Here is a 26,391-nt window from a genome sequence, read left to right on the forward strand (position 1 = left end):
TACGGGACGGCAGTGGGCCGGTCGTTCGGACGGCAGCTTCAGGACGGCAGTGGGCCGGTCGCGGCCGGGCGGGCGGGATCGGCGGACCAGGCCGACCAGGAGCCGGGGAAGAGCACCGCCTCGAAACCGGCGAGCTCCAGCGCGGCGATCTGGTGGGCGGCGGTGACACCGGAGCCGCAGTACACGCCGACGCGCGAGGCCGTACCGGCGCCCTTCTCCTCGAACCGTTTGCGCAGCTCCTCGGGCGGCAGGAAGGTTCCGTCCGCCGCGAGGTTCTCCCCGGTGGGAGCGGAGACCGCGCCCGGTATGTGTCCCGCCCGCGGGTCCACCGGTTCCACCTCGCCGCGGTACCGCTCGGCGGCCCGCGCGTCCAACAGCAGTCCGTGCGTGGCGAGTTCGGAGGCTCCGTCGGCATCGACCACCGGCAGACCGCCCGCGCGCAGCACGACGTCGCCCGGTGGCGGGCCGGCCGGGACCCCGGACTCCAGCGGCAGCCCGGCCGACCGCCAGGCACCGAGCGCGCCGTCGAGGAGCGTCACCCGGGTCAGGCCCGCATACCGCAGCAGCCACCAGGCGCGGGCCGCCGCCGTGTTGCCCAAGTCGTCGTGGACGACGACGTGTTGGCCCTGCCGGACACCCCACCTGCGCGCCGCCCGCTGCAAGTCCGCGATCCCGGGCAGGGGATGCCGGCCGCCCTGCGGGCTCGGCGGCGCGGCCAGCTCCGTGTCGAGGTCGACGTAGACCGCGCCCGGGATGTGGCCCTCGGCGTAGTGGTCGCGGCCGTGCGGATCGCCCAGCGCCCAGCGGACGTCGAGCACGACGGGGGGATCGTCGGAGGCGAGCAGTTCGTGCAGCTCGGACACCGTGGTCGTGACGGTCATGCCAGGTCCTCCGCGATCGCGGGCAGCTCGGGGGACAGGCGCAGCCGCTCCAGGAACAGCACGACGGTCGCGGCGGCCGTGCGGTGCAGGGCGTCGTTGAGGACGTCGTGCCGGCCGCCGTGGAAGGCCACCGTCCGCACGTGCGGGTGTCCCGCGTAAGCGGCCCGTGCCTGGGCGAGCGGGCTCACCCTGTCGTCCGTGCCGTGGAGAGCGAGCACGGGGACGCGCACGCGGTCGAGGCGCGGTGCGGGCAGGTCCGGGTGCGCGTCGAGCGCGCCGCGGCGGAAGTGCGGGTCGTTCGTGAGGCGGGCCTGGTGGGTGGGGCACGCGGTGCGGGCCTGGACCTCCGACTCCCAACTCCCCGAATTCCAGGGCGCGGTGGGCAGGCCGGCCAGGATCAGCGCGTCGACGCCCGCGTTCTGCTCGGCGGCGAGAGCGGCGGCGTAGTGGGCGCCCGTGTCCGAGCCGACCAGCACCTTCGGGCCGGGCAGCGACTCGTCGGCGAGCAGCTTGGCCGCGCGGTCGAGCACGGAGGGATCGGCGGACGGGTCGCCGAGGGCGCGGACCCGGTAGGCGTCGTAGGCCAGGCGGCGGCCGAACCGCTCGTACACGCCGCCGTGTTCGCCGCGGCCGGCCAGCACGATCAACGTGCCGCGTGCGGCGAGGCCTTCGGGTTCGTCCCAGGAGTTCAGGGAGTCCACGGAGGAGGATGAGGACATGAGGGGGCAGCTCCCGTTTCAGGGCAGAGGGCATCCATACGGAGCAGAGGGCATCCATACGGAAAAGGGCAGCCGAAGGCGGCTGTCACGTCTCGGTGAAGAGGAGACGCGACCGATGCAGACTGCGGTCAGACGCCGGAGTGCGGCGGGAGATCAGCGACAGAGCGCGCTGCACGCCACGCCGAAGTCAATGACTCGGCGCTGCGTCAGAAGGGCAGCGGAAGCGGTCGCGGGCAGCATGCGTTCATCATGACCGGCCGCTGCGGCCGCGTCCAACGACGATTCCGTATCGAAATCGATCAGGGATCGCGATCGTTCCGCCGTAGCGGCTACTGTCGCCGCATGTCCCACCCCGTCCTCGACATCGTGGCCCTGCGCAGCCTGACCGCGATCGCGGACTGCGGCGGCTTCCACCGCGCCGCCCGGACGCTGTCCCTGAGCCAGTCCGCGGTCAGCCAGCACGTCCGCAAACTGGAGAAGGCACTGGGCCGGCCCGTCGTCGAACGCGAGGGACGCGGCACCCGGTTCACCCCCGAGGGGCGCCTGCTGCTGGAACAGGCCCGCCGGATCCTCGCCGTCCACGACGAAGCCGTACGCACGCTGCTCGACCCGGACGGCGACATCGTCACCGTCGGCTCCACCGAGCACGCCGCCGACCGGTTCCTGCCCCGGCTGACCGCCGCCGTCCAGGAGGTACGGCCCGGCTGCCGGGTCCGCTACCGCATCGACCGCTCCGCCCGCCTCGTCGAGGCCGTGGAACGCGGCAGCGTCGACGTGGCGGTGTACGTCACCGAGGCCGCCGCCACCGAGGGCACACCCGTCGGCGGCCTCCCGCTCACCTGGCACGCCGTCCCCGGCTGGGAGCCACCGCCGGCACCGGCCCCCGTGCCGCTGGTCGCCATCGAGGAGCCGTGTGCGATCCGCCGCCGGGCCATCGCGACCCTGGCCGCACACGGGGTGCCCGCCGCGGTCGTCGGCGACGCCGGATACCTCGCGGGCGTCCTCGACATCGCCCGCACCGGCCAGGGAGTGGCCCTCCTCGCCACCGTCGGCCCCGCCCCCGACGGCCTGACCCGCTACCCGGGCCTGCCCGCCGTCACCCCCATCCCGATGAGCGCGCTCGCCCGCCCCGGCGCGGACCCCGCCACGGTCGAGGCGGCCTTTGCCGCCGTACGGGGGCTGCTGAGTTGACGGGATCCGTGGCGCGGACGGGTTCCGCTGGGCCGATGGGGCGCACCGAGGTCGGCCGGAACCGGGCCGGAGCTCGTGCTCCAGGGCCGCTCTAGGGCAGGTCCGGAGCGTCGTCCAGCATGCGGGCCAGTACATCCCGCTGCAACGGCAGCACCTCGGCGTGCAGGTCACGTCCCTTGCGGGTCAGGGACACCCACACGCCTCGCCGGTCCTCCATGCAGACGGAGCGCTCCACCAGGCCGTCCTTCTCCAGCCGGCCGATCAGGCGGGACAGCGCGCTCTGGCTGAGATGCACCCGCCCGGCGATGTTCTGCACCCGGCACTGGTCGCCCTCCCGCGGGTACTCGGTGGCGAGGATGTCGAGCACCTCGAAGTCGCTCGCGCCCAGTCCGTGCGGATGCAGCACGCGGTCCAGCTCGCACATCGTGCGCGCGTGCACCGACAGGATGTCCCGCCACCGCGCTTCGAGGTCGGCATCGGCCGTTTTCGCTGCCATACACGCCATGTTAATGCGTATGCATTGACATGCGGAAAGCGGTCGTAGGGACTCGTAGGGACTCAGGCGTCCTGGAGGAGCCCGACGAGATTCCCTTCCGCGTCCTTGACGGAGGCGATCAGCCTGCCGCCGCCGACGTCGTGGACCTCCTGGAGCGTCTCCGCGCCGGCGGTCAGCAGGGCCGACAGGGTGGATCTGATGTCGGCCACGTGCCAGTAGGGGATCGGACCGGTCATGCCCTTCGCGTGTCCGTTGGGGTCGAGGCCGACGTCCTGCCCGGCGTCCTTGTACCCGACGTAGTACGGCTCGTCGGCGTACGGCTCCACCCCCAGCAGGGCGCCGAACAGGGCCTTCGCCCGGGCGAGGTCCTTGACGGGATAGATGATCGTCTTGAGGCCGGCGGTCATGGCGTGCTCCTCCGTTGGATGCGGTCGGTGGCTTCACGCTAGGCCGGGGGAGCGGCGCACGGCTTCTTCGATCCTGACCGGTTACTGCACCCGAGTACCGCCGGGAGCGAAACCGGCTGTTCGTGGGGCCCTCCCCGAGCCCTCGTCGGGACGCGTCACGTCGACTCCCGCTTCACCAACTCCGTCGGCAGAATCACCGCCGCCGGATCCTCGCCCCCGATCTGGGCCAGCAGCACCCGGACCATCTCCGCGCTGATGCGGTCCCAGGGCTGGCGGATGGTCGTCAGCTCGGGGCGGGCGGCGACCGCGGCGGGCGAGTCGTCGAAACCGCCGACCGCGACGTCCTGGGGCACCCGCCGTCCCGCCCGCTCCAGCGCCGTCAGCACACCCTGCGCCATCAGGTCGGACGCGACGAACACGGCGTCCAGGTCCGGGGCCCGCGCGAGCAGCCGCTCGGCGCCCGCCTCACCGCTGGCCCGGCTGTAGTCGCCGGAGACGACGAGCCGCTCGTCGATCTCCACGCCCGCCTCGGCGAGCACCTCCTTGTAGCCGGCCAGGCGCTCGACACCGCCCGGGGTGTCCAGCGGGCCGGTGACCACGCCGACGCGGCGGCGGCCCAGCGACAGCAGGTGGCGCACCATGTCCCGGGCGCCGTCCCGGTCGTCCGCCGCCACGTAGCTCACCCGGGAACCGAGACCGATCGGCTTGCCGCACGCGACCAGCGGCACCCCCGCCGCGCGCAGTTCCTCGGCGACCGGGTCCCCGGAGTGGCTGGAGACCAGCAGCACCCCGTCGACGTGCCCGGCCGTGATGTACCGCGTGATGCGGCGCCGCTCGTCCTCGGTGCCCGCCAGCATCAGCAGCAGCGGAATGTCGTGCGCGGCCAGCGCCTGCGTGCAGCCGCGCAACAGGACGTTGAAGTTCGGGTCCTCGAAGAACCTCTCCTGCGGCTCGGTCAGCAGGAAGCCGACCGAGTCCGAACGCCCGGTGATCAGCGAACGCGCGTGCCGGTTGACGACATAGCCGGTCTTGCGGATGGCGGCGTCGACCGCCTCCTGGGCGGCGGGGCTGACGTAGTGCCCGCCGTTGAGCACGCGCGAGACGGTGCCGCGGGAGACGCCCGCCTCCCGCGCGACGTCGTGGATCGTCGGCGGTCTACGCCGGCCCCCCGCAGTGTTCATGGTCACGACTTTAAGGCCCCGGATGGCGGATCGGAGCAGCCCGGACCGCCCTGTGCCACCCGACAAGCCCCCGACAAGCACCCGTCAAGCCCTCGACAAGCCCCCGCCGAGGCCAACGGCCTGTGATCGTGCACAGCACACCCTGCTTCATGACACTTGGCAAGGGTCACCCTCGTACGGTTATCTTGGGCCGCGTGCCGCTGACGCCGTATGTGCACGTTCCCAACCATCTGAACCGGGAGAGTTCCATGCCGGACACCACCCCCAGGGGCCTGACCAGGCTCGCCTTCGGCGGGGACTACAACCCGGAGCAGTGGCCCGAGAGCGTCTGGCAGGAGGACGTCCGGCTGATGCGCGAGGCCGGCGTCACCATGGTGAGCGTCGGCATCTTCTCCTGGGCGCTCCTGGAGCCCGCCCCCGGTAGCTACGACTTCGGCTGGCTGGACCGGATCCTCGACCTGCTGCACGACAACGGCATACGCGTCGACCTCGCCACCCCCACGGTCGTCCCCCCGGCCTGGTTCTACCGCGCCCACCCCGAGGCGCTGCCCGTGACGGCCGACGGCACCCGCCTCGCCTTCGGCTCACGCGGCGCGATCTGCCACAGCAACGCCGACTACCGCACGGCCGCCGCCAACATCACCACACAACTCGCCGAGCGCTACGCCGGCCACCCGGCCCTGGCCCTGTGGCACGTGCACAACGAGTACGGCGTCCCCGTCTCGGCCTGCTACTGCGACTCCTGCGCCGCCCACTTCCGCCGCTGGCTCGCGACGGAGTACGGGACGGTCGACGCGGTCAACGAGGCCTGGGGCACCGCCTTCTGGGGCCAGCGCTACGCCGGCTTCGAGCAGATCGACCCGCCGCGCACGACACCCACGGTCGGCAACCCCGGCCAGGCGCTGGACTACAAGCGGTTCGCCGACGCCACCATGCGCGAGAACTTCGTGGCGGAACGGGACATCATGCACCGCCTCGCACCGGGCGTCCCGGTCACGACCAACTTCATGACCGCGCTCAGCCAGTGCGATTCCATCGACTACTGGGCCTGGGGCCGAGAAGTCGACCTCGTCACCAACGACCACTACCTCATCACCGACGGCCGCCGCACCCACGTCAACCTCGCGATGGCCGCCGACCTCACCCGGTCCGTCGCCGGCGGCGCCCCCTGGCTGCTGCTCGAACACTCCACCTCGGGCGTCAACTGGCAGCCGCGCAACCCCGCCAAGGCGCCCGGCCAGATGGCCCGCAACTCCCTGGCGCACGTGGCGCGCGGCTCCGAGGGCGCGATGTTCTTCCAGTGGCGGCAGTCGCGGCGCGGCGCCGAGAAGTTCCACTCGGCGATGGTGCCGCACGGCGGCACGGACACCCGCGTGTGGCGCGAAGTGGTCGAACTGGGTGCCTCGCTCGACTCGCTGACCACGATCCGCGGCACCCGCACCACCGCCGACGTGGCCGTCCTGTGGGACTGGCACTCCTGGTGGGCGCAGAACCTCCAGTGGCGCCCCAGCGAGGACCACGACCCGCGCGAGCGTGCCGACGCCTTCTACGAGGCCCTCTACGACCGTCACCTCACGGTCGACTTCGCCCACCCGGAAGCCGACTTGTCGAGGTATCCCCTTGTCGTCGTGCCCGCGCTGTACCTCATGACGGAGGCGGCCGGCCGCAACCTCACGCGGTATGTCGAGGGCGGCGGCACCCTCGTCGTCTCGTACTTCTCCGGCATCGTCGACGAACACGACGCCGTCCACGAGGGCGGCTGCCCGGGGCCGCTGCGGGACGTGCTCGGTCTGACCGTCGAGGAGTTCTCGCCGCTGCTGCGGGACCAGTCGGTGCGCATCGCGGGCCCCGAGGGCTCGGAACTCACCGGTGACGTGTGGACCGAGTTCGTGGTGCCGCGCGGCGCCGAGACCGTGTGGACGTACGCCGACGGCCTGACCGCGGGCCACCCCGCCGTCACCCGGCACCACCTCGGCCAGGGCACCGCCTGGTACCTCTCCACCCGCCTCGGCGCCGACGGCCTCGACGCGCTGCTCGGCTGGGCGATCGAGGACGCCGGGATGAGCACCCGCGCCGACCTGCCCCGTGACGTGGAAGTGCTGCGCCGCACCGGAGAGTCGGGCAGCTACCTGTTCGCCATCAACCACACCGCGTCGGACGTCAAGGTGCCGATGGACGCGCACGGCACCGAGCTGCTGACCGGTGAACGTGCCGTGGGCCGCCTGCCGGTCCCGGCGGGAGCCGTCCGGGTCGTACGCCTCGACGGCTGAGCCGACTCCCCTCCGTCCGTGCGAGCATCCGAGCCGCGGGCGGAGGGGGTTTTCCCGCTCCTGGTGAGTCCTGGCCTTCACCTCGCGTCGAACAGGCCTGTGCCGCAAAAGAGTTCGGTACCGGACAAGGTTGCGGAGTCCCGGACGCGGCGGGGTCGACTGCGGGACAGTGGGCAGACGCGGTACGAGGAGGCTCGGACGGAGGGGAACGACATGCTGAGGACTCCCACCGGCGAAAGGCGCCTGGACATCCTCGAGTGGCTGAAGGACCCGGCCGCACACTTCCCGCCCCAGCGGCACGGCGACCTCGTCGAGGACGGAGTCACCGCGGACACCCTCGCGGAGAGACTCGGTGTGCCCCGCGCGGTCGCCGAGACCCACCTCTCCCTGCTCGCGGACATCGGCCTGCTGCGCACCAAGCGGATCCGGCGACGCACCCACTACCGGCGCGACGAGATGCGGATCGCCGAGGTGGCGCGCATGTTCGAGAAGGGCTGGTAGCCCCGGCCCGTGCGGGTACCCGCACGCGCGACGAGCCGTCTTCGACCGCGAAGGGCAGGCGTCCATGCACCGTCCCACGGCACTCGTCCCCCGCCGCTACGTCGCGATCGGGGCCCGCGGCCCGGAGGACGTGGTGGCCGACGCCCGAGGTCGCGTCCTGACCGGCGTCGAGGACGGCCGGATCCTGCGCCTCGACGGCCTGACGGAGCCGGCCGCGCCCCGCGTGGAGGTGCTCGCCGAGACCGGCGGCAGGCCGCTCGGCCTCGAACTCCTCCCGGACGACGCCTTGTTGGTGTGCGACGCCGAACGCGGTCTGCTGCGCGTCGACCTGGCGTCCGGCGCCGTACGCGTCCTCACCGACTCGGCGGCGGGGGAGCGGCTGCGGTTCTGCAGCAACGCGGTCGCCCTGTCCGACGGCAGCGTGTACTTCACCGTCTCCAGCCGCCGCTACCCGCTCAAGCAGTGGATCGGCGACCTGGTCGAGCACACCGGCACCGGCCGGCTCCTGCGCCTCGCCCCCGGCAGTGACACGGCCGAAGTCCTCCTGGAGGGGCTTCAGTTCGCCAACGGACTGGCCCCGAGCGGCGACGAGTCCTTCCTGGTCGTCGCCGAGACGGGTGCGTACCGGCTGACCCGCTACTGGCTCACCGGACCGAGAGCGGGCCACCTGGAGCCCTTCGCCGAGAACCTGCCGGGCATGCCCGACAACCTCTGGCGCGCCGGACGGCACGGCCCGGTCTGGGTGTCGCTCGCCGGCCCCCGCGTGCCCCCGCTGGACCTGCTGCACCGCGGCCCACCGCACCTCCTCCGCGCCGCCGCCCGCGTGGCCGTGCGCGCCCCCTTCCGCCCCTCGGGCACGATCGCAGTCCTGGCGGTCGACGACCAGGGCGAGATCCTCCACCACCTCACCCGCCGCCACTCCGGCTTCCGCATGGTCACCAGCGTCTGCGAGACCGCGGGCCACCTGATCCTGGGCAGCCTGTGGGAGCGCGGCATCGCGGTCTGCGAGGCACCGGCCACGAAGTGACCCCGGCGAAGCGCCGGGGTTACCCTGTTGACCGGCCGCGATCACCTCGCGGCGCGGCGGTGGGGCCCGCCGTACCCGAACCGCGGCACCCGTGCCGCCAACGGTCCCTACTTGCGATGGCGCGCGCCCGCGTACGACCGGGCCCCGGCGAGTAGGAGACGTACGACATGACAGCCCCGGAGACCGAGAGCCTGCCCCTTCCCGCGCGCGCCCCACGCCGCCCCGACTGGCGCGGGCAGGCGCCGGTGGTCGCGGTGGTCGCGCTCGGCGGCGGCCTCGGCGCCACCGCCCGCTACGCGGCCTCCCTGTGGTGGCCCCTCCAGCCGGGCGGATTCCCCTGGGCGACCTTCTGGACCAACGTCGTCGGCTGCGCCGTGATCGGCGTGTTCATGGTGGTCATCACCGATGTGTGGGCCGCCCACCGCCTGGTCCGGCCCTTCTTCGGCACCGGCGTGCTGGGCGGCTTCACCACCTTCTCGACGTACGCCGTGGACATCCAGAAGCTGGTCGACGCCGGTCATCCCCGCACGGGGCTGGCCTATCTCGCCGCGACCCTGCTCGCGGCGCTCGGCGCGGTGTGGCTCGCGGTCGTGGCCACCCGCCGCGTCCTGAAGTGGAGGCAGCCATGACGAGGCTGACCGGCAGGGCGCTGCGCGTGACCGTCTTCGTCGGCGAGAACGACACCTGGCACCGCAAGCCGCTCTACACGGAGATCGTGCACCGGGCCCACGCGGCCGGCCTCGCGGGGGCCAGCGTCTTCCGGGGCATCGAGGGCTTCGGCGCCTCCTCCCTGATCCACACCTCCCGGCTGCTCTCCCTGAGCGAGGACCTGCCGGTGGCCGTCGTGATCGTCGACGGCGAGGAACGCGTACGGGAGTTCCTGCCGCAGCTCGACGAACTCGTCACCGAGGGACTGGTGATCCTCGACGACTGCGAGGTCATCAGGTACGTCGGGCGAGATGACGAAAAGAACAATCCGGGCACGAAGGGTAAGAAGTCGTTGTGAACTGGCTGCTGGTCGTCGCGGGCGCGATGGTGGGTGCCCCGCTCCGCTATCTGACCGACCGGGCGGTGCAGTCCCGGCACGACTCGGTCTTCCCCTGGGGCACCTTCGCGGTGAACGTCACCGGCTGCCTGGTCCTCGGCCTGCTGACCGGCGCGGTGGCCGCCGGATCCGCCGGTTCCCACCTCCAGCTGCTTCTGGGCACCGGCCTGTGCGGGGCGCTGACGACGTACTCGACCTTCTCGTACGAGACCCTCCGGCTCACCGAGACCGGGGCCGGGTTCTACGCCGCCGCCAACGTGGTCGCGAGCGTGGTGGCGGGGCTGGGGGCGGCCTTCGTGGGGGTGGCGCTGGCGCAGGCGGTGTGGGCGTAGGCGGGGCTCGGCGCTCGCCCACGGGCAGGTCGGCTCTCGCCCGAGGGTGGCTCGGCTCTCGCCCGCGTGTAGTAAGACTGTCCCCGCCGCACCCGCCTTCCCCGCACATCCCCTGACTTCCCCGCACATCCCTGAGAAGAACTGGATCCCATGAGCGTCATCAGCGTCGGTCAGGCCGTCGTCCTCGGAGCCGTCGAGGGGGTGACCGAGTTCCTGCCCGTCTCCTCCACCGGTCACCTGAAGATCGTCGAGGGGCTCATGGGCATCCCCGTCGACGACAACGCCGTCGTCGGGTTCTCGGCCGTCATCCAGGTCGGGGCGATCGCCGCCGTGTTCGTGTACTTCTTCAAGGACATCGTGCGGATCGTCTCCGCGTGGGGCCGGGGGCTCGTCAACCGGGAGGAGCGGTACCACCACGACTACAAGTTCGCCTGGTGGGTGATCTGCGCGACGATCCCGATCGTCGTCGTGGGCCTGGCCGCCAAGCCGCTGATCGAGGGGTCGCTGGCCTCGCTGTGGGTGGTCGCGGGCTCGCTGATCGTCGGCAGCGGGGTGATGTGGGCGGCGGACCAGATGGGCCGGCACAAGCGCGGTGAGGACGACACCTCCTTCAAGGACGCGATGCTGGTCGGCTGTTCGCAGATCCTCGCCCTGCTCTTCCCCGGCTTCTCGCGCTCCGGCGCCACCATGTCCACGGCGCTGATCCTGGACCTGGACCGGGTGGCCGCCACCCGCCTGTCGTTCTTCCTCGGGATCCCCGCCCTGACCGGCGCCGGCCTGTACGAACTGAAGGACGCCCTGGGCACCGGCGCGGGCGCGGCGCCGCTCGCCGTGGGCACCGTCGTCTCGTTCGTCGTCGCCTACGCCTCCATCGCCTGGTTGCTGAAGTTCGTCGCCAAGCACTCCTTCAACGCCTTCGTGATCTACCGGATCGTCGTCGGTGTGCTGCTGTTCGGGCTGTTGGGCACGGGCGTGCTCAGCGGCTGACCACGGGCGTGCCCAGTGAGCGACCGCCGGGGGTGTGAGGCCGCATTCAGGCTTCACACCCCTTGAAATTTCCGTTTCGGCCACCTTGACAGAAACCTCACGGCCCCCGGAGTATCACTCCCGTGAACCTGTCAGACAGCCAGACAGGTGGGGGACCGCGGCGCGTCAGCGCCATGGAAGCGGTACTCACCCACCTCCGCGGTGCCATCGAGCACGGCGTCTACGCGATCGGCGACAAGCTCCCCTCCGAGGCGGAGCTCTGCCGCAGCCTGGAGGTCTCCCGGCCCGTGCTGCGCGAGGCCCTGCGGGCGCTGCAGACCATGGGGCTGACCGTCTCCAGGACCGGCAAGGGCACCTTCGTCGTCGCCAACGCCGTCGAGGACCCCACCTTCGGCGACTACGCGGCCAGCGACCTGCTGGAGGTGCGCCGCCATGTCGAGATCCCGGTCGCCGGGTACGCGGCCCGGCGCCGCACCCCGGAGAACCTCGACCATCTGGCCCACCTCCTGGACCGGATGGAACGGGAGACGGACACCACCGCATGGGTCGCGATGGACTCGCTGTTCCACCTCGGCGTGGCGGAGGCCGCGCAGAACCCGGTCTTCCGCCGGGTCATCGAGGAGATCCGCGACGCACTGGCCCGCCAGTCGGCGTTCCTCAACGAACTCGGCGGCCGGCGCGAACAGTCCAACCGAGAGCACCGCGCCATCGTCGAGGCACTGCTCGACGGCTCCGAACACGACGCGGTGGAAGCCATGGCTCACCATCTCGACCGGGTCGAGACGACCCTCACCGACATCGTGCGCCCCACGCGCACGGACACCCCCACGGAAGGCGGACCCGAGGCGTGAGCGAGCATCACCTCCAAGAGGCGACACGCAAACCCCCCACACATGTCGACGCCGGCGACGCGGGCTACAGCAAGTCCCTGAAGTCCCGGCACGTCAACATGATCGCCATCGGCGGCGCCATCGGTACCGGCCTCTTCCTGGGCGCCGGCGGCCGCCTCGCCGACGCGGGCCCGTCCCTGTTCATCGCCTACGCGGTCTGTGGAATCTTCGCCTTCCTCGTCGTGCGCGCCCTCGGCGAACTCGTCCTGTACCGCCCCTCCTCCGGCGCCTTCGTGTCGTACGCCAGGGAATTCCTCGGCGAGAAGGGCGCGTACACCGCGGGCTGGATGTACTTCCTCAACTGGGCCACCACCGGCATCGCCGACATCACCGCGGTGGCCACCTACACCCACTACTGGGGCATGTTCTCCGACATCCCGCAGTGGGTGATCGCACTGATCGCCCTGGCCGTGGTCCTCACGGTGAACCTGATCTCGGTGAAGATCTTCGGCGAACTGGAGTTCTGGTTCGCCATCGTCAAGGTCAGCGCGCTGGTGATCTTCATGTGCATCGGCATCTTCGTGCTGGTCACGCAGCATCCCGTCGACGGCACCACCCCCGGCCCGTCCCTGATCACCGACCACGGCGGCCTCTTCCCCAACGGCCTGCTGCCCATGCTGCTGATCATCCAGGGCGTCGTCTTCGCCTACGCCTCGGTGGAGTTGGTGGGCGTCGCGGCCGGCGAGACCGAGAACCCCGAGAAGATCATGCCGAAGGCGATCAACTCGATCATGTGGCGCGTGGGCCTGTTCTACGTCGGCTCGGTGGTCCTGCTGTCGATGCTGCTCCCCTGGAACAAGTACACGTCCGGCGAGAGCCCCTTCGTGACCGTGCTGTCCAACATCGGCATCCCGGCCGCCGGCGGCGTGATGAACCTCGTCGTCCTCACCGCGGCCATGTCCTCGCTCAACTCCGGCCTGTACTCCACCGGCCGCATCCTGCGCTCGATGGCGATGTCCGGCTCCGCGCCCAAGTTCACGTCGGTGATGAGCCGCAGCAAGGTCCCATACGGCGGCATCCTGCTCACCAGCGGCTTCTGCGTACTCGGCGTCGGCCTCAACTTCGTCGTCCCCGCCGACGCGTTCGAGATCGTGCTGAACTTCGCCGCGATCGGCATCCTCTCCACCTGGGGCATGATCATGATCTGCCACCTGATGTTCTGGCAGAAGACCCGGAAGGGCGAACTCTCCCGCCCCGGCTACCAGTTGCCGGGATCCCCCTGGACCGAACTCGTGACGCTGGCCTTCCTCGCCTCCGTCCTGGTCCTCATGTACGCCGACGGCGGCGCCGGCCGCACCACCGTGCTGTGCCTTCCGCTGATCGTCGCGGCGCTGGTCGCCGGGTGGTTCGCCATCCGCGGCCGAGCGGCGCGCAAGTCCACCACCGGAGCCGACGCGTGAGGCACGCGCCGCTCCCTAAGAAGCAGGAAGCGATGTACAGCAGTTCCGTCGCGGACGCACCCCTGATCCGTGAACCCCTCCACGCCCCCGTCGCCCACCTCATCCGCGGCGGGGTGATCGAGGGCATCCACTACGGCTCCGTCGTCGTCCTCGGACCCGGCGGCGACGACCTCCAGTTCCAACTCGGCGACATCGAGGCCGCGTTCTACCCCCGCTCGGCCCTCAAGCCCGTCCAGGCCGTCGCCATGGTCCGGGCCGGGCTCCCGCTCGACGGCGAGCTGCTCTCGCTCGCCGCGGCCAGCCACTCCGGCGAGGAACGCCACCTCGCCGGCGCCCGGCGGATCCTGGAACTCGCCGGACTCACCGAGAACCACCTGCGCAACGTGACCGACCTGCCCTTCGACCCGGTCGTCCGGGACGACTGGGTGCGCGCGGGGCGGCCACCCTCCCGGCTCGCCCAGAACTGCTCCGGCAAGCACGCGGCCATGCTCTACACCTGCGCGCTCAACGGCTGGTCCCTGGACGACTACATCGACCCGGCCCACCCCCTCCAACAGGCCATCGCCGAGATCGTCGAGAACCTCACCGGGCAGCACATCGCCCAGGTGACCGTCGACGGCTGCGGCGCCCCGCTGTTCTCGATCTCCCTGCACGGCCTCGCCCGCGCCGCCGCCCGCATCACCACCGCCGCACCCGGCACCCCCGAGGCACGCGTGGCGGACGCGATGCGCGAGCACGCCGAGATGGCCTCCGGGTCCGGCCGTGACGTGGCCGCGATGATGCGGGCCGTGCCCGGACTGCTCACCAAGGACGGGTTCGAGGGCGTGCAGGTCGCCGCGCTGGCTGATGGGAGAGCTGTTGCCGTGAAGATCGCTGACGGGGCGAATCGGGCGCGGGTTCCGGTGGTGGCCGCTGCGCTTGCCTGGGCGGGGGTCGATCCAGCGTTGCTCGTCGAGTTCGCGGGGGAGCCGCTGCTCGGGGGTGGTGAGCCGGTCGGGTGTGTGCGGCCGGTGCGGGCGCTGGACCCGGTCACGTTGTCGGCCCGCGTCTGACGACTGGTCGGCTGAGCGACGTAGGGGTGACTGTGATCGACCGGCTGCGGCGGCGCTGTGGCTGGTCGCGCAGTTCCCCGCGCCCCTAGGGCGTTTGCCGCAGCCGTGTCGAATCGCTCGGCCCCCTCCGCTTCCACCCCCTCCCCACTCAGAAAGAGGACCCGTACCCTCATGTCCGACATCACCCGCAGCGAGCACGACCTTCTCGGCGACCGGGATATCCCCGCCGACGCGTACTGGGGCATCCACACCCTGCGCGCCACCGAGAACTTCCCCATCACGGGTACGCCGATCTCCGCCTACCCGCATCTGATCGACGCCCTCGCCGCCGTCAAGGAGGCCGCGGCCCTCGCCAACGAGGAACTCGGCCTGCTGGAGCCGAAGAAGGCCGCCGCGATCGTCGAGGCCTGCGGTGAGATACGCGACGGCAAGCTGCACGACCAGTTCGTCGTCGATGTGATCCAGGGCGGCGCCGGCACCTCCACCAACATGAACGCCAACGAGGTCGTCGCGAACCGGGCGCTGGAGCTGCTCGGGTACGCCAAGGGGGAGTACCGGCACCTCCACCCCAACGAGGACGTCAACCTCGGCCAGTCGACCAATGACGTCTACCCGACAGCCGTCAAGATCGCGACGGTCTTCGCGGTACGTGGACTGCTCGAGGCGATGTCCGTACTCCAGGACGCGTTCGCCCGCAAGGCCGTCGAGTTCCGCGATGTGCTCAAGATGGGCCGTACACAGTTGCAGGACGCGGTGCCGATGACGCTCGGCCAGGAGTTCTCCGCATACGCCGTCATGATTGACGAGGATCGCAGCCGTCTTGCCGAGGCCGTCGAGTTGATCCATGAGATCAACCTGGGCGCCACAGCGATCGGCACCGGCCTCAACGCCCCCGTCGGATACGCCGAGTCGGCCCGCCGCCACCTCGCCGAGATCACCGGACTGCCGCTGGTCACCGCCGCCAACCTGGTCGAAGCCACCCAGGACTGCGGCGCGTTCGTCCAGATGTCCGGCGTGCTCAAGCGGGTCGCCGTCAAGCTGTCCAAGAGCTGCAACGACCTGCGCCTGCTGTCCTCCGGGCCGCGCGCGGGGCTCGGCGAGATCAACCTGCCGCCTGTGCAGGCGGGTTCGTCGATCATGCCCGGCAAGGTCAACCCGGTGATCCCCGAGGTCGTCAACCAGGTCGCCTTCGAGGTGATCGGCAACGACGTCACCATCACCATGGCCGCCGAGGCCGGACAGCTCCAGCTCAACGCCTTCGAGCCGATCATCCTGCACTCCCTGTCGGAGTCCATCACGCACCTGCGCGCCGCCTGCCTCACCCTCGCCGAGCGCTGCGTCGACGGCATCACCGCCAATACCGAGGTACTGCGCAGGACCGTGGAGAACTCCATCGGCCTGGTGACCGCCCTCAACCCGCACATCGGGTACACGGCCGCCACCGACATCGCCAAGGAGGCCCTCGCCACCGGCCGGGGCGTGGCCGAACTCGTCCTGGAGAAGGGCCTGTTGCCGGCCGAGAAGCTGGCGGACCTGCTGCGGCCGGAGGTCCTCGCGGGCAGCGGCTCACCCCTCGCCTGAACCGAGGACGCACACCAGAACCGGCCCGGAGGCACAATGGCGATCATGGCAGAGTCCCCCTCGTCCCTGACCTTCCAGCCGATCCTGGAGCGCATCGCCGACGAGATCGGACGGACCCCCGGCCGCGGCCGGCCCGCCGACTACATCCCGGCGCTCGCGGCCTGCGACCCCCGCAGCTTCGGCATGGCCGTCGCTGAGCTGGACGGCACGGTGTACGGCGTGGGGGACTGGCGGCAGCCGTTCTCCACGCAGTCCATCACCAAGGTCTTCACCCTCGCTCTCGACCTGGCCCGCGAGGGCGACGAACTCTGGGAGCACGTGGGCCGCGAGCCCTCCGGCAATCCCTTCAACTCCCTGATCCAGCTGGAGTACGAGAACGGCATCCCGCGCAACCCGTTCATCAACGCGGGCGCGCTCGTCGTCACCGACCGCCTCCATACCCGTACCGAGGACGCGGCCGGCGAACTGCTCGCCTTCCTCCGCTCGGAGAGCGGCAACCCGGCCCTCGGCTTCGACAAGGAGGTCGCCGCCTCCGAGTCCGCGCACGGTGACCGCAACGCCGCCCTGGCCCACTTCATGGCGTCGTACGGCAACATCGACAACCCTGTGCCGGTCCTGCTCGACCAGTACTTCCGCCAGTGCTCCCTCACCGCCTCCTGCGCCGACCTCGCCCTGGCGACCACCTTCCTGGCCCGCCACGGCGTCCGCGCCGACGGCACCCGCCTGCTCACCAGCAGCCAGGCCAAGCAGATCAACGCGGTGATGCTGACCTGCGGGACGTACGACGCGGCGGGCGAATTCGCCTACCGAGTCGGCCTGCCCGGCAAGAGCGGAGTCGGCGGCGGCGTCATCGCGGTCGTACCGGGCCGCTGCACGCTGTGCGTATGGAGCCCGGGGCTGGACGAACGGGGCAACTCGGTGGCGGGGGTGGCAGCACTGGAGCGCTTCACAACATTGACCGGCCTCTCGGTGTTCTGAGGGGCCTCGCTGAAACGCCCTAAAGGGGCGCGGGGAACTGCGCGACCAGCCCCCACCGGCCCGCACCCAACAAACAAACCCCACCGACCAGTCACACCCCCGCTTCCGCCCGGCAGGGCATACGTCGCTTCCCGGCCACCCACCCTTGACACGCTCCCCGAGTGTTGGCCATGGCTTTCCCCGTCGATCTCCGCCGCTGCCAGATACTCGGTCTCGCCGGAACCACCTGCGTCACCGCCGGAGGCGAGACCGCCGGAGCCCTCCCGGTCCGGGAGCTCCTCGCGCCGTCCTCCGCCCATGCCGCCTTCGGTCTCGTCGGCGCGTACTTCGGCGTCGTCCTGCTGATAGCGGCCTGGGCACTGCTGGGCCGGCTGATCCGCGGCGCCGAACCGCCCAGCCCGCGCGCCCTGCTGGCGGTGCTGGTGATCTGGGCGGCCCCGCTGCTGGTCGCGCCCCCGCTGTTCAGCCGGGACGTGTACAGCTACCTCGCGCAGGGCGCCATGGTCGACGCGCACATCGACGTCTACGCGCACGGGCCCGCGCAGCTCGGCGGCCCGCTCGCCGCCGAGGTCTCCCCGCTGTGGCGGCACACCGGAGCGCCGTACGGCCCGGTGTTCCTCGGCCTCGCCTCCGCGCTGTCCGGTGTGACCCGGGGCGAACTGCCCGCCGGTCTCTTCGGGATGCGCCTGGTCGCACTGCTCGGGGTGGGGCTGATGGCGGCCGCGCTGCCCCGCCTCGCCCGGCACAGCGGCGCCGATCCGGCCGCCGCGCTCTGGCTAGGCGCCCTCAACCCGCTCGTGCTGCTCCATCTGGTCGCGGGCGCGCACAACGACGCCATCATGCTGGGCCTGCTCGGCCTCGGCCTGGTCGCGGCGCTCGGCCGGTGGCCGGTGCTGGGCGCCGTACTCGTCACGCTCGCCGCCCTGGTCAAGGCGCCCGCCGTGCTGGGGCTCGCCGCGGTCGTCGTCCTCCAGGTGCGCGCGGGACGAGGCCGGGCGAAGGCCGTCACCACGACCGCCGTCGCGGCGGCGGCCACCACGGTCGCCGCGACGACCGTGGCCGGCACGGGATACGGCTGGATAGGCGCCCTGAACACCCCGGTCTCCCCGCAGAACTGGGCGCTCACCAGCCTCCTCGGCCGCGCCACCGGTGCCCTGCTGGAGCGGCTCGGCAGCGATCTGGCGCCCCTGGCCGTCCCGGCCTGGCACGCCTTCGGGGTCGTCGCCGCCGTGGTCGCCGTCCTCCTCATCTGGCTGCGGCTGCGCCCGCGGCCGGTCTACGCGCTCGGCCTGAGCCTGGCCGCCGTGGCCGCGCTCGGCCCGGCCATCCGCCCCTGGTACGCCCTGTGGGGACTGTTCCTCATCGCCGCGGCGGCGCCCAGTGCGTCGGTACGGCACCGGGTGGCGGCCGTGTCGGGTGTGCTCGCCCTCGCCGCGCTGCCCAGCGGCGGCCCGGCCGACACCGGGCAACTGGTCCTCGCCGTCTCGGGCGGCGTGCTCGCCGTGGTGGTCCTGTGGCAGGCCCATCAGGCGGAGCTGGCACCGGCGTTGGGGCGTACGGCATGAGACTGCCCCGCACCGACCGCGGGCGCCTGCTGTGCGTGCTCGCCCTCGCCGCGGCCGTGACCGCGTTCACCGCGACCGTGCCGCTGCTGCGCGACTGGTTCGACCTGCGCGTCTACTACGGCACCGTCGACACCTGGGTCCACCACGGCGGGCAGATCTACGACTACCGGGTGCCCGGGACGACGTACGGCTTCACCTACCCGCCGTTCGCCGCCGTCGCCATGCTGCCGATGGCGCTGCTCGGCCCGCACGCCGCGATCGCCGTCGCCCTGCTGCTGAACCTGGCGGCACTGGCCGTGGTCCTGCGCATTCTCGCCGGTCCGGCCTGGCGGCGCTACGGCTGGTACGGCTGCGCCCTCGGCGCCTGCGTGCTCGCCCTGTTCGAACCGCTGCGCGACACCCTCAGCTTCGGCCAGGTGAACCTCCTGCTGCTGGCCCTCGTGCTCGCCGACGCGTGGCTGCTCGCGGGCGGGCGGGAGCGCTGGGCGGGCGTGGGGATCGGTCTCGCCGCCGCGGTGAAACTCACGCCGGCGGTGTTCATCGGCCTGCTGCTGCTCGCCCGGCGCTGGCGCGCGGCAGCGGTCGCCACGGCCGTCACCGCGGCGGCGACGGCGCTCGCGGCCTGCGTGGCCCCGGACGCCTCGCGCTTCTACTGGACCGAGGCGCTGTGGGACACCACCCGGGTGGGCCGCCTGGACTACGTCTCCAACCAGTCCCTGCAAGGGATCCTGGCCCGGCTGGGCGAACAGGACCGGATGGTGTGGGCGGTGGCGGTCCTGCTGGTCCTGGGCGTGTGGGCGAGCCGCGCGCGCCGGGCCCTCGCCGCGGGGGAGTGGATGACGGCGTTCGCCCTCACCGGTCTGACCGCCTGTCTGGTCAGCCCGATCACCTGGGTGCACCACCTGGTGTGGCTGCTGCCGTCGTTCGCCGTGCTGATCCGCGCGGGGCACCCGCGGACCGCGGGCGCCCTGTACGCCGTGCTGTGCACCAGCGTCGTGTGGCTGTGGTTCGACGACGCCTCCGGCATCGACGGATTCCTCGGCAGCAACACCTACGCCTGGATCACGCTCGGCCTGCTGCTGTGGCTTCCGGTCGGTCAGTCCCGCGCCGGCCGGCGGGCCCAGATCCGCAGCGCCAGTGCCATCGCGCCCGCGCCCAGCCCGGCGACGCCCGCGATCGCCCCCGTCCGCGGCCAGCCGGCCTCGTCATCCTCGTCCGCCACCGCAACCGCGGGCAGTTCGGCCGGCCCGGGCCGCGGCCTGACCCGCAGCGCGTCCAGCGACCCCACCGGATCGACCCGCCCGGCCGCGCCGAACCCCCAGTCGAGCAGCACGCGGGCCTCCTCGTACACGGCGAAGCCGCCGCCCGCCTGAGGATTGAGCACCGTCACGACGAGGGTGCGCCCGCCCCGGCGGGCGGCGGCCACGAGCGTGTTGCCCGCGTTGCTGGTGTAGCCGTTCTTGACGCCGATCAGCCCCGGATACGCCTTCACGCCGTCGTCGCCGGTCAGCAGCCGGTTGGTGTTCCGGATCGGGTACGACCATCCGCCACCGCCCGGGAACTGGGCCTCGACCGTGCCGCAGTACCGCGCGAAGTCGGGATTGCGCAGCCCCGCCCGGCCGAAGACCGCGAGGTCGTACGCCGAGGACACCTGGCCCGGCGTGTCGTACCCGTCCGGTGAAGCCACGCGCGTGTCGCGGGCGCCGAGAGCACGGGCCTTGGCCTGCATCCGCGCGGCCGTGGAGCGCCAGCCGCCGCTCAGCCCGGCCAGGACGTGCACAGCGTCGTTGCCGGAGTTGAGGAAGACCCCGCGCCACAGGTCGGCGACCCGGTACGTACGGCCCTCGGCGACCCCGACCCGGCTGCTGCCCTCCCCGATGCTCCTGAGTTCGGCCTCGTCGACCCGGTGCCGAATGCCGCCGGGCAGCACCGGCAGCACCGTGAGCGCGAAGAGGGTCTTCAGAGTGCTGGCGGGCGGCAGCTTGCGGTGCGCGTCGTGCGCGGCGAGCACCTCGCCGGTGCGGACATCGGCCACCAGCCACGACAGCGCGGAGACCTTCGGGACCTCGGGCGCCCCGGGGTGCGGCCGGACCTGCGTGCCGGAGCGGTACAGCAGGGCGGGTTGCGGGGCCGTCGCCCGGGACCTGCCCGGTGTATCAGGGTCCGCCCCGGTGCGGGTCGCCGCCGCGGCCGGTGCGAGCGCCAGCAGGCCCGCCATGCAGAGTGCGCAGGTGGACACGACAGCCCGGGAAGTACATCTGATTGTCATACCGCAAACGTAGGAAGGGGGCCGCCGTACACCGTGCTGCCCGGGCCGAGCGCGGCCTGCGAGCACCCGGATGCCGCACGTGGGAATGTCCTCAAGGGCGGAGGCGGGCTAGGGCCGGTGCTCAGCCGGTGGGCAGCGTCGGCTGGATCCGGCGCAGGAAGGTCGCGTTGTCCGGGGTCTCGCGCATCCGCTCCAGGAGGGTTTCCAGACTGGGCTGGCCGTCCCGGGTCTGCAGGGCGCGGCGCAGGCCGCGTACGGCGGTCAACTCCGGCGGGGCCAGCAGGAGTTCCTCGCGGCGGGTGCCGGAGGGGTTGATCTCGACGGCCGGGAACACACGGCGGGAGGCGAGTTCGCGGCTGAGGCGCAGCTCCATGTTGCCGGTGCTCTTGAGCTCCTCGAAGTAGAAGTCGTCGGCGCGGGAGCCGGTCTCCACCAGGGCGGTGGCGAGGATGGTGAGCGAGCCGCCCTCCTCGGCCTGGCGGGCGGCACCGAAGAACCGCTTGGGGCCGATCAGCGCGGTCGCGTCGACGCCGCCGCTGAGGGTGCGGCCACCGGAGGCCGCCGCGTTGTTGTAGGCCCGGCACAGCCGGGTGAGGGAGTCGAGGAGGATGACGACGTCCTCGCCCGCCTCGACGAGCCGCTTGGCCCGCTCGATCACGAGCTCGGCCAACGCGATGTGCTGCTTGGGCTTCTGGTCGAAGGTGGAGGCGTACACCTCGCCGCGCACGGAGCGCCGCATGTCGGTGACCTCCTCGGGGCGCTCGTCGACCAGCACCACCATCAGCCGGGCCTCGGGATGGTTGCCGGCGACGGCGGCCGCGATCTGCTGGAGAAGGACGGTCTTGCCGGTCTTGGGCGGGGCCACGATGAGCCCGCGCTGGCCCTTGCCGACGGGCGTGAGCAGGTCGGTCACGCGCCCGGTCAGCCCGGCCGCGGGGTGTTCGAGGCGGAGCCGCTCCTGTGGATGCAGCGGCGTCAGGTCGCGGAAGTGGCGACGGTTGCGCAGCTGTTCGGGGGTGTGCCCGTTGATCCGGGCGACTTCGGTCAGGGCGCGCTGGGCGCCGTGCGTCCCGTCGATGTGGTCTCCCTTGCGCAGGCCGTAGCGGCGGATGAGCGCGGGAGGGACCTGGAGGTCGGAGGAAGAGGGCAGCAGGCTCTCGGCCCGCAGGTGCCCCTTCCCGTTGGTGTCGATGTCGAGGACGCCGGTGGCGGCCTGGACGGGGGCTTGCTGCTGAGTGGGGCGTTCGAGTGTGGTGGTCATGAGAGCTGGTCCTTTCAAGGACGAAGAGGATGTGAGACATGCGCGAGGAAGGGGAGAAGCCGCGTGCGGAGGGCGGACAGCGCGCCTCGGGGCGGCGGAAACATCACCTCGGGTACGGCGAAAACCTGTGCCGTTGCGAGGTGGTGCGGAAGAGCCGATGAGAGCCGGCCGCGAGAATCGCGAGGCGGGCGGATCGGCGAATCGAAGAGGAACTGGCACCGGCGCCCGGACAGAGGGCGTACACAAGTGCTAGCTGGAATCTACCACGCGGTGAGCGGTGCTGTCTGTGAGTTGCGACTCAGCGAGTGGCCAGCAGGCCGTACAGGAGCGGGATTCGCGGCTCGGGCAGCCGCCACCAGCCGGAAGAGGTGCGGACCATCTGCGGCCAGCGCTGCCAGGGAAGCTCGTCGCTCTCCCGCAGTCGTCGGACGTTCAGTCCTGCCCCGGTCAACGCGCCCACGACCTCTCCTATTCCGTGCGCCCACTCGTAGGCGTCGGTGGCGCCCTCGACGGCCGGGCCGTCGGTGTAGGTGTGGGTCGCGTCCCGGTGCACGGCGCCGTCGCCGCCCAAGTAGTCGTGGCGCAGCAGGAGTTCGGGTCCTTCGCCCGGAGCGGGCTTCGGGCCCAGCGAGTTGAGCAGCGGATGGAACTCGACGATGTACAACCGGCCGCCGGGACGCAGGAGTCGGGCCACCACACCGGCCCACCGCTCCAGATCGGGCAGGTAGCACAGGGCGCCCTTGCCGGTGTAGACGACGTCGAACCGCCGTCCCTCCAGGGCCTCGACGGCGTCGTACACGTTCGCCTGTACGTAGTCGACGTCGAGCCCCGCCCTGGCGGCGATGCCGCTCGCCGCCGTAACGGACGCCTCGGAGAAGTCGAGGCCGACGGCCCCGGCCCCGCGCCGCGCGAAGGCGAGTGTCTCGGTGCCGAGGTGACATTGCAGGTGGAGCACGTCGCGCCCGGCCAGTTCCCCGAGGTCGTCCCACTCGAAGGGGGCGAACCAGCGCTCGGGGTCGAGATCCTGGTCGAGCCCGTAGAACCGGCTGGCCAGATGGACGGGGGTCCGGGCGTCCCAGTTCGCCTGGTTGGCCCGCATGAGCCGCGCGTGCTCGTCGGTGGTCATGGTGCCCATCCAACCGCCGGCGATGAGGAGTGTCGACGGCGCACATCAGCACGGCCGCCGAGACCGAGCTGATCGATGTTGTGATGTGGGTCACAAAAGGACTACGGTGAAGTTGCTTGGAGTAATCCACCCGGAGGCGCGTCGAACGGCGGCGCGCGACCCGGGGCGCCTCCAGGCGAGAGAAGTGATCCAGTTGTCCGTCGCCTGGGACGACATCGGCGGGCTCGTCGATGCCCACGAACGATTTCTGGCGGGTGCGCTGGTCGACTCCGCGGTCCGGGACTCGGTGCTCGACTCCTGGAAGCGATGCAGGTCCGCGGGGCTCCAGCCGCACCAGCTGCTGGTCCCCTACGCGCCGGACCTGGCCCTGGAGGACCGGTTCCTGCGCGCGGCCGACCCGGTCCTGAAGGACCTGGCCGCGTCGCTCACCCAGGTGGGCATGACGATCGCGCTCTGCGACGCGAACGGCCGCATGATCGAGCGCCTCGGCGGTGACCGGCGACTGCGTGACCGTCTCGACGAGGTGAATTTCGCCCCCGGCTTCGACGCCTCCGAACGGGTCGTGGGCACCAATGGCGTCGGCACCGCGCTGGCCGAGCGCAGCCCCGTCTATGTCGTCGGCCGTGAACACTTCGCCGACTGCCTGCAACCCTTCGCCTGCGCGGGCGCACCCGTCCGCGACCCGTTCAGCGGGCGCATCGAGGCAGTCCTCGATCTGACCTGTCTGCGCGGCGACAGCGACGCCACCATGCTGCGGCTGGTCCGCGACGCCGCCCGCGGCATCGAGGCGCGGTTGCTGGAGCAGTCCACGCAGCGCGAGCAGTCCCTGCTCACCGCGTACCGGCGAGCCGGCCACCACGCCGGCGGCTGGCCGGAGCAGCCCGGACTTCCGGCGCGCGGCAACGGACACGGTCTCGACGGCGGCGACCTCGGCCGGATCGACCTGGCGGTGCTGCGGGAGAAGGCCGAGGAACTCATGGCCTCCTCGCAGCGCACCGTCGACGAGGTGGTCCTGTCCGGCGGCCGGCTCGCCACGCTGCTGCGCCGCACGGTCGTGGGTGAGGCGGGAGAGACGGGAGTGGTCGTCGAGGCCCGGATCCTGGGCGGCCCGCGCCTGCGCCACACCCGACTGACCGCGACGGGCCTGTCGACTGCGCCCGGGCCGGTGGTCGCGCCGACCTTGACGGGCGTGACGGGCGTGACGGGCCTGACGGGCGTGACGGCCGGGCAGATGTCGGTGGCCGCGCCGACCGCGACGGGTGCCTCGGGCGGGGAGTCATCGGTGGCCGCGCCGACCGCGACACGCGGGTCGGCGCGGCCGACCACAACCGCCCGGCCGCCGGTGGCCGCACCGACCGTGACCATTCCGCCTGCCAGTGCCACCATCGCGGCCCCTGCCCTTGCCCCCGCGCCCTCAGCGTCGTCGCCCGAGGCCGGGCAGAGGACGTCGCCCGGGGCCGGTGCCGACGGGGACGAACACGGTGGTGGCGCCGACGGATGGCTCCTGCTCGTAGGTGAGCCGGGTGTCGGGCGGCTCGCCGTGCTGGCCCGCAGGCGCCTCGAGTTGCTGCACGACGCAAGCGTCCGCATCGGTACCACCCTGGACGTCACCCGCACGGCCGAGGAACTGACGGACGTGACCGTGCCCCGCTTCGCCGACTTCACCGCCGTAGACCTCCCCGACTCGGTGCTGCACGGCGACGAGCCGGGACCGCTCGGCGCGGACACCCCGCTGCGCCGGGTCGCGCTGGGCGCCGTCCATGAGATGCCCTACCTGTACAGCGTCGGCGACCCGGTCCAGTACGTGCCGTCCACGCCGCAGGCCCGCAGCCTGGAGAGCAGGCAGTCCGTACTCGAACCCGTACTCGTCGAGGCCGGCGGCTGGCTCGCCCAGGACCCGGCACGGCTCGAACGCGTTCTCGCGGCCGGCATCCACTCCCTGATCACGGTGCCGCTGCGGGCCCGCGGCGCGACCCTGGGCGTGGTGAGCTTCTACCGGTCCCAGAAGCCCGCCCCCTTCGAGGACGACGACCTGTCCCTGGCCCAGGAGCTGGCCGGCCGCGCGGCGATCTGCATCGACAACGCCCGCCGCTACACCCGCGAGCACAACACCGCCCTCGCCCTCCAGCGTAGCCTGCTGCCCCGGGGCCGGCCCGAGCAGAGCGCTGTCGACGTCGCCTACCGGTACCTGCCCGCCCAGGCCGGCGTCGGCGGCGACTGGTTCGACGTCATCCCGCTGTCCGGTGCCCGGGTCGCGCTGGTCGTCGGCGATGTCGTCGGCCACGGACTGCACGCCGCCGCCACCATGGGCCGGCTGCGCACCGCCGTACACAACTTCTGCTCCCTGGACGTGCCGCCCGACGAGCTCCTCACCCACCTCGACGACCTGGTCGGACGGCTCGACCGGGGCGAGGGCTGGGCGGTGGAGAACTCCCAGGCCGATTCCGGGATCGTCGGCGCCACCTGCCTGTACGCCGTCTACGACCCGGTGTCCCGGCGCTGCACCCTCACCCGCGCCGGACACCCCCTTCCCGCGGTCGTCGCCCCCGACGGAACCGTGGAGTTCGTCGACCTGCCCGCGGCGCTGCCGCTCGGCCTCGGCGGGATGCCCTTCGAGACCGTCGAGCTGGAGCTGGCCGTGGGCAGCCAGCTCGTGCTCTACACCGACGGTCTGGTCGAGGACCGGCACCGGGACATCGACTCGGGGCTCGACCGGCTGCGGACCGTTCTGGCCCAGGCCGACCGGACACCGGAAGACACCTGCGAGGCGGTTCTCGACGCCCTGCTGCCGGCCCGACCGAGCGACGACGTGGCCCTGCTCGTCGCGCGTACGCACCTGCTGGGGCCCGAACGGGTCGCCCAGTGGGACCTGCCCAGCGACCCGGCGGTCGTCTCCCGATCCCGCGCGGCGGTCACCGAACAACTCGCCGCCTGGGGACTGGGCGACATGGCTTTCACCACCGAACTCGTCGCCAGCGAACTGGTCACCAACGCCATCCGCCACGCCACCGGCCCGGTGCAGCTGCGGCTGCTCCGCGACCGCGCGCTGATCTGCGAGGTCTCCGACCGCAGCAGCACCTCGCCCCGGCTGCGCCGCGCCCGGACCGAGGACGAGGGCGGTCGCGGCCTCTTCCTCGTCGCCCAGCTCACCGAACGCTGGGGAACCCGCTACACCCCGAACGGCAAGGTCATCTGGACCGAGCAGCCGCTGCCGCGCCAGGGCTCATGACGC

General features: G+C 72.0%; 23 protein-coding genes and 1 pseudogene. 16 read left to right on the plus strand and 8 right to left on the minus strand.

From position 1 onward, the window contains the following. Nucleotides 1-38: 38 nt before the first annotated feature. Together AB0I77_RS06725 and AB0I77_RS06730 are read right to left on the minus strand one after the other, a co-directional pair. Entirely contained in the window at nt 39-881 is an 843-nt protein-coding gene (locus AB0I77_RS06725) for a sulfurtransferase (RefSeq protein WP_363281293.1), read from the minus strand. Then, nucleotides 878-1,600 (minus strand): lysophospholipase, encoded by a 723-nt coding sequence (locus AB0I77_RS06730; protein ID WP_363281294.1) that lies wholly within the window; start codon nt 1,598-1,600, stop codon nt 878-880. The genes AB0I77_RS06725 and AB0I77_RS06730 overlap by 4 nt, the downstream gene beginning before the upstream one ends. Before the next feature lie 342 nt (nt 1,601-1,942). Between AB0I77_RS06730 and AB0I77_RS06735 the strand changes: the two genes are divergently transcribed. Then, nucleotides 1,943-2,791 (plus strand): LysR family transcriptional regulator, encoded by an 849-nt coding sequence (locus AB0I77_RS06735; protein WP_363281295.1) that lies wholly within the window; start codon nt 1,943-1,945, stop codon nt 2,789-2,791. Nucleotides 2,792-2,882: 91 nt separating this feature from the next. On the opposite strand, the gene AB0I77_RS06740 is transcribed toward AB0I77_RS06735, so the two are convergent. From AB0I77_RS06740 to AB0I77_RS06750, 3 genes are all read right to left on the minus strand, one after another. After that, nucleotides 2,883-3,287 (minus strand): MarR family transcriptional regulator, encoded by a 405-nt coding sequence (locus tag AB0I77_RS06740; RefSeq protein WP_363281296.1) that lies wholly within the window; start codon nt 3,285-3,287, stop codon nt 2,883-2,885. Between the two features lie 62 nt (nt 3,288-3,349). Then, nucleotides 3,350-3,694: a VOC family protein gene (locus AB0I77_RS06745; protein WP_363281297.1), complete on the minus strand. Its 345-nt coding sequence runs from the start codon at nt 3,692-3,694 to the stop codon at nt 3,350-3,352. A gap of 155 nt (nt 3,695-3,849) precedes the next feature. Beyond that, nucleotides 3,850-4,881 (minus strand): LacI family DNA-binding transcriptional regulator, encoded by a 1,032-nt coding sequence (locus AB0I77_RS06750; RefSeq protein ID WP_363281298.1) that lies wholly within the window; start codon nt 4,879-4,881, stop codon nt 3,850-3,852. A gap of 242 nt (nt 4,882-5,123) precedes the next feature. On the opposite strand from AB0I77_RS06750, the gene AB0I77_RS06755 reads away from it, so the two are divergent. From AB0I77_RS06755 to AB0I77_RS06820, 14 genes are all read left to right on the plus strand, one after another. After that, on the plus strand, nt 5,124-7,145 hold the full coding sequence (locus AB0I77_RS06755; protein WP_363281299.1) for a beta-galactosidase: 2,022 nt from the start codon (nt 5,124-5,126) through the stop codon (nt 7,143-7,145). A gap of 213 nt (nt 7,146-7,358) precedes the next feature. Then, nucleotides 7,359-7,646 carry a helix-turn-helix domain-containing protein gene (locus AB0I77_RS06760; protein WP_363281300.1) on the plus strand — a complete coding sequence of 96 codons (288 nt, stop codon included), beginning with the start codon at nt 7,359-7,361 and terminating at the stop codon, nt 7,644-7,646. Between the two features lie 64 nt (nt 7,647-7,710). Further along, nucleotides 7,711-8,673 carry an SMP-30/gluconolactonase/LRE family protein gene (locus AB0I77_RS06765; protein WP_363281301.1) on the plus strand — a complete coding sequence of 321 codons (963 nt, stop codon included), beginning with the start codon at nt 7,711-7,713 and terminating at the stop codon, nt 8,671-8,673. Nucleotides 8,674-8,840: 167 nt separating this feature from the next. Next, nucleotides 8,841-9,302, plus strand: a complete 462-nt coding sequence (gene crcB / locus AB0I77_RS06770) for a fluoride efflux transporter CrcB (protein WP_363281302.1) — start codon at nt 8,841-8,843, stop codon at nt 9,300-9,302. Next, complete coding sequence (locus tag AB0I77_RS06775; protein WP_363281303.1) at nt 9,299-9,679, plus strand: DUF190 domain-containing protein; 381 nt, start codon at nt 9,299-9,301, stop codon at nt 9,677-9,679. The genes crcB (AB0I77_RS06770) and AB0I77_RS06775 overlap by 4 nt, the downstream gene beginning before the upstream one ends. After that, nucleotides 9,676-10,050, plus strand: a complete 375-nt coding sequence (gene crcB, locus AB0I77_RS06780) for a fluoride efflux transporter CrcB (RefSeq protein WP_363281304.1) — start codon at nt 9,676-9,678, stop codon at nt 10,048-10,050. Before AB0I77_RS06775 ends, crcB (AB0I77_RS06780) begins: the two co-directional genes overlap by 4 nt. 150 nt (nt 10,051-10,200) lie before the next feature. Then, nucleotides 10,201-11,037: an undecaprenyl-diphosphate phosphatase gene (locus AB0I77_RS06785; RefSeq protein ID WP_363281305.1), complete on the plus strand. Its 837-nt coding sequence runs from the start codon at nt 10,201-10,203 to the stop codon at nt 11,035-11,037. A gap of 173 nt (nt 11,038-11,210) precedes the next feature. Next, a complete protein-coding gene (locus AB0I77_RS06790; protein WP_363281591.1) occupies nt 11,211-11,888 on the plus strand; it encodes a FadR/GntR family transcriptional regulator in 678 nt (225 codons plus the stop codon). Continuing rightward, entirely contained in the window at nt 11,885-13,327 is a 1,443-nt protein-coding gene (locus AB0I77_RS06795; protein ID WP_363281306.1) for an amino acid permease, read from the plus strand. The genes AB0I77_RS06790 and AB0I77_RS06795 overlap by 4 nt, the downstream gene beginning before the upstream one ends. A gap of 32 nt (nt 13,328-13,359) precedes the next feature. Next, nucleotides 13,360-14,379 carry an asparaginase gene (locus AB0I77_RS06800; RefSeq protein WP_363281307.1) on the plus strand — a complete coding sequence of 340 codons (1,020 nt, stop codon included), beginning with the start codon at nt 13,360-13,362 and terminating at the stop codon, nt 14,377-14,379. Between the two features lie 171 nt (nt 14,380-14,550). Further along, on the plus strand, nt 14,551-15,960 hold the full coding sequence (aspA, locus tag AB0I77_RS06805; protein ID WP_363281308.1) for an aspartate ammonia-lyase: 1,410 nt from the start codon (nt 14,551-14,553) through the stop codon (nt 15,958-15,960). Nucleotides 15,961-15,996: 36 nt separating this feature from the next. After that, nucleotides 15,997-16,938: a glutaminase gene (locus tag AB0I77_RS06810; RefSeq protein ID WP_363281309.1), complete on the plus strand. Its 942-nt coding sequence runs from the start codon at nt 15,997-15,999 to the stop codon at nt 16,936-16,938. A 170-nt stretch (nt 16,939-17,108) separates the two neighbouring features. Next, nucleotides 17,109-18,503, plus strand: a complete 1,395-nt coding sequence (mptB, locus tag AB0I77_RS06815) for a polyprenol phosphomannose-dependent alpha 1,6 mannosyltransferase MptB (protein ID WP_363281310.1) — start codon at nt 17,109-17,111, stop codon at nt 18,501-18,503. Further along, nucleotides 18,500-19,876 (plus strand): glycosyltransferase 87 family protein, encoded by a 1,377-nt coding sequence (locus AB0I77_RS06820; RefSeq protein ID WP_363281311.1) that lies wholly within the window; start codon nt 18,500-18,502, stop codon nt 19,874-19,876. Before mptB ends, AB0I77_RS06820 begins: the two co-directional genes overlap by 4 nt. 59 nt (nt 19,877-19,935) lie before the next feature. Here the strand turns inward: AB0I77_RS06820 and AB0I77_RS06825 are convergent. The 3 genes and pseudogenes from AB0I77_RS06825 to AB0I77_RS06835 all read right to left on the minus strand — a co-directional run. Next, a pseudogene (locus AB0I77_RS06825) lies at nt 19,936-20,772 on the minus strand (serine hydrolase); the annotation flags it as partial. A 121-nt stretch (nt 20,773-20,893) separates the two neighbouring features. After that, a complete protein-coding gene (gene rho, locus AB0I77_RS06830) occupies nt 20,894-22,051 on the minus strand; it encodes a transcription termination factor Rho (RefSeq protein WP_363281312.1) in 1,158 nt (385 codons plus the stop codon). A gap of 280 nt (nt 22,052-22,331) precedes the next feature. Continuing rightward, nucleotides 22,332-23,159: a class I SAM-dependent methyltransferase gene (locus tag AB0I77_RS06835; RefSeq protein WP_363281313.1), complete on the minus strand. Its 828-nt coding sequence runs from the start codon at nt 23,157-23,159 to the stop codon at nt 22,332-22,334. Between the two features lie 184 nt (nt 23,160-23,343). On the opposite strand from AB0I77_RS06835, the gene AB0I77_RS06840 reads away from it, so the two are divergent. After that, complete coding sequence (locus AB0I77_RS06840; protein ID WP_363281314.1) at nt 23,344-26,388, plus strand: SpoIIE family protein phosphatase; 3,045 nt, start codon at nt 23,344-23,346, stop codon at nt 26,386-26,388. Nucleotides 26,389-26,391 lie beyond the last annotated feature (3 nt).

Origin of the sequence: Streptomyces sp. NPDC050619, assembly GCF_040654815.1 — a bacterium.
Classification (GTDB): domain Bacteria; phylum Actinomycetota; class Actinomycetes; order Streptomycetales; family Streptomycetaceae; genus Streptomyces.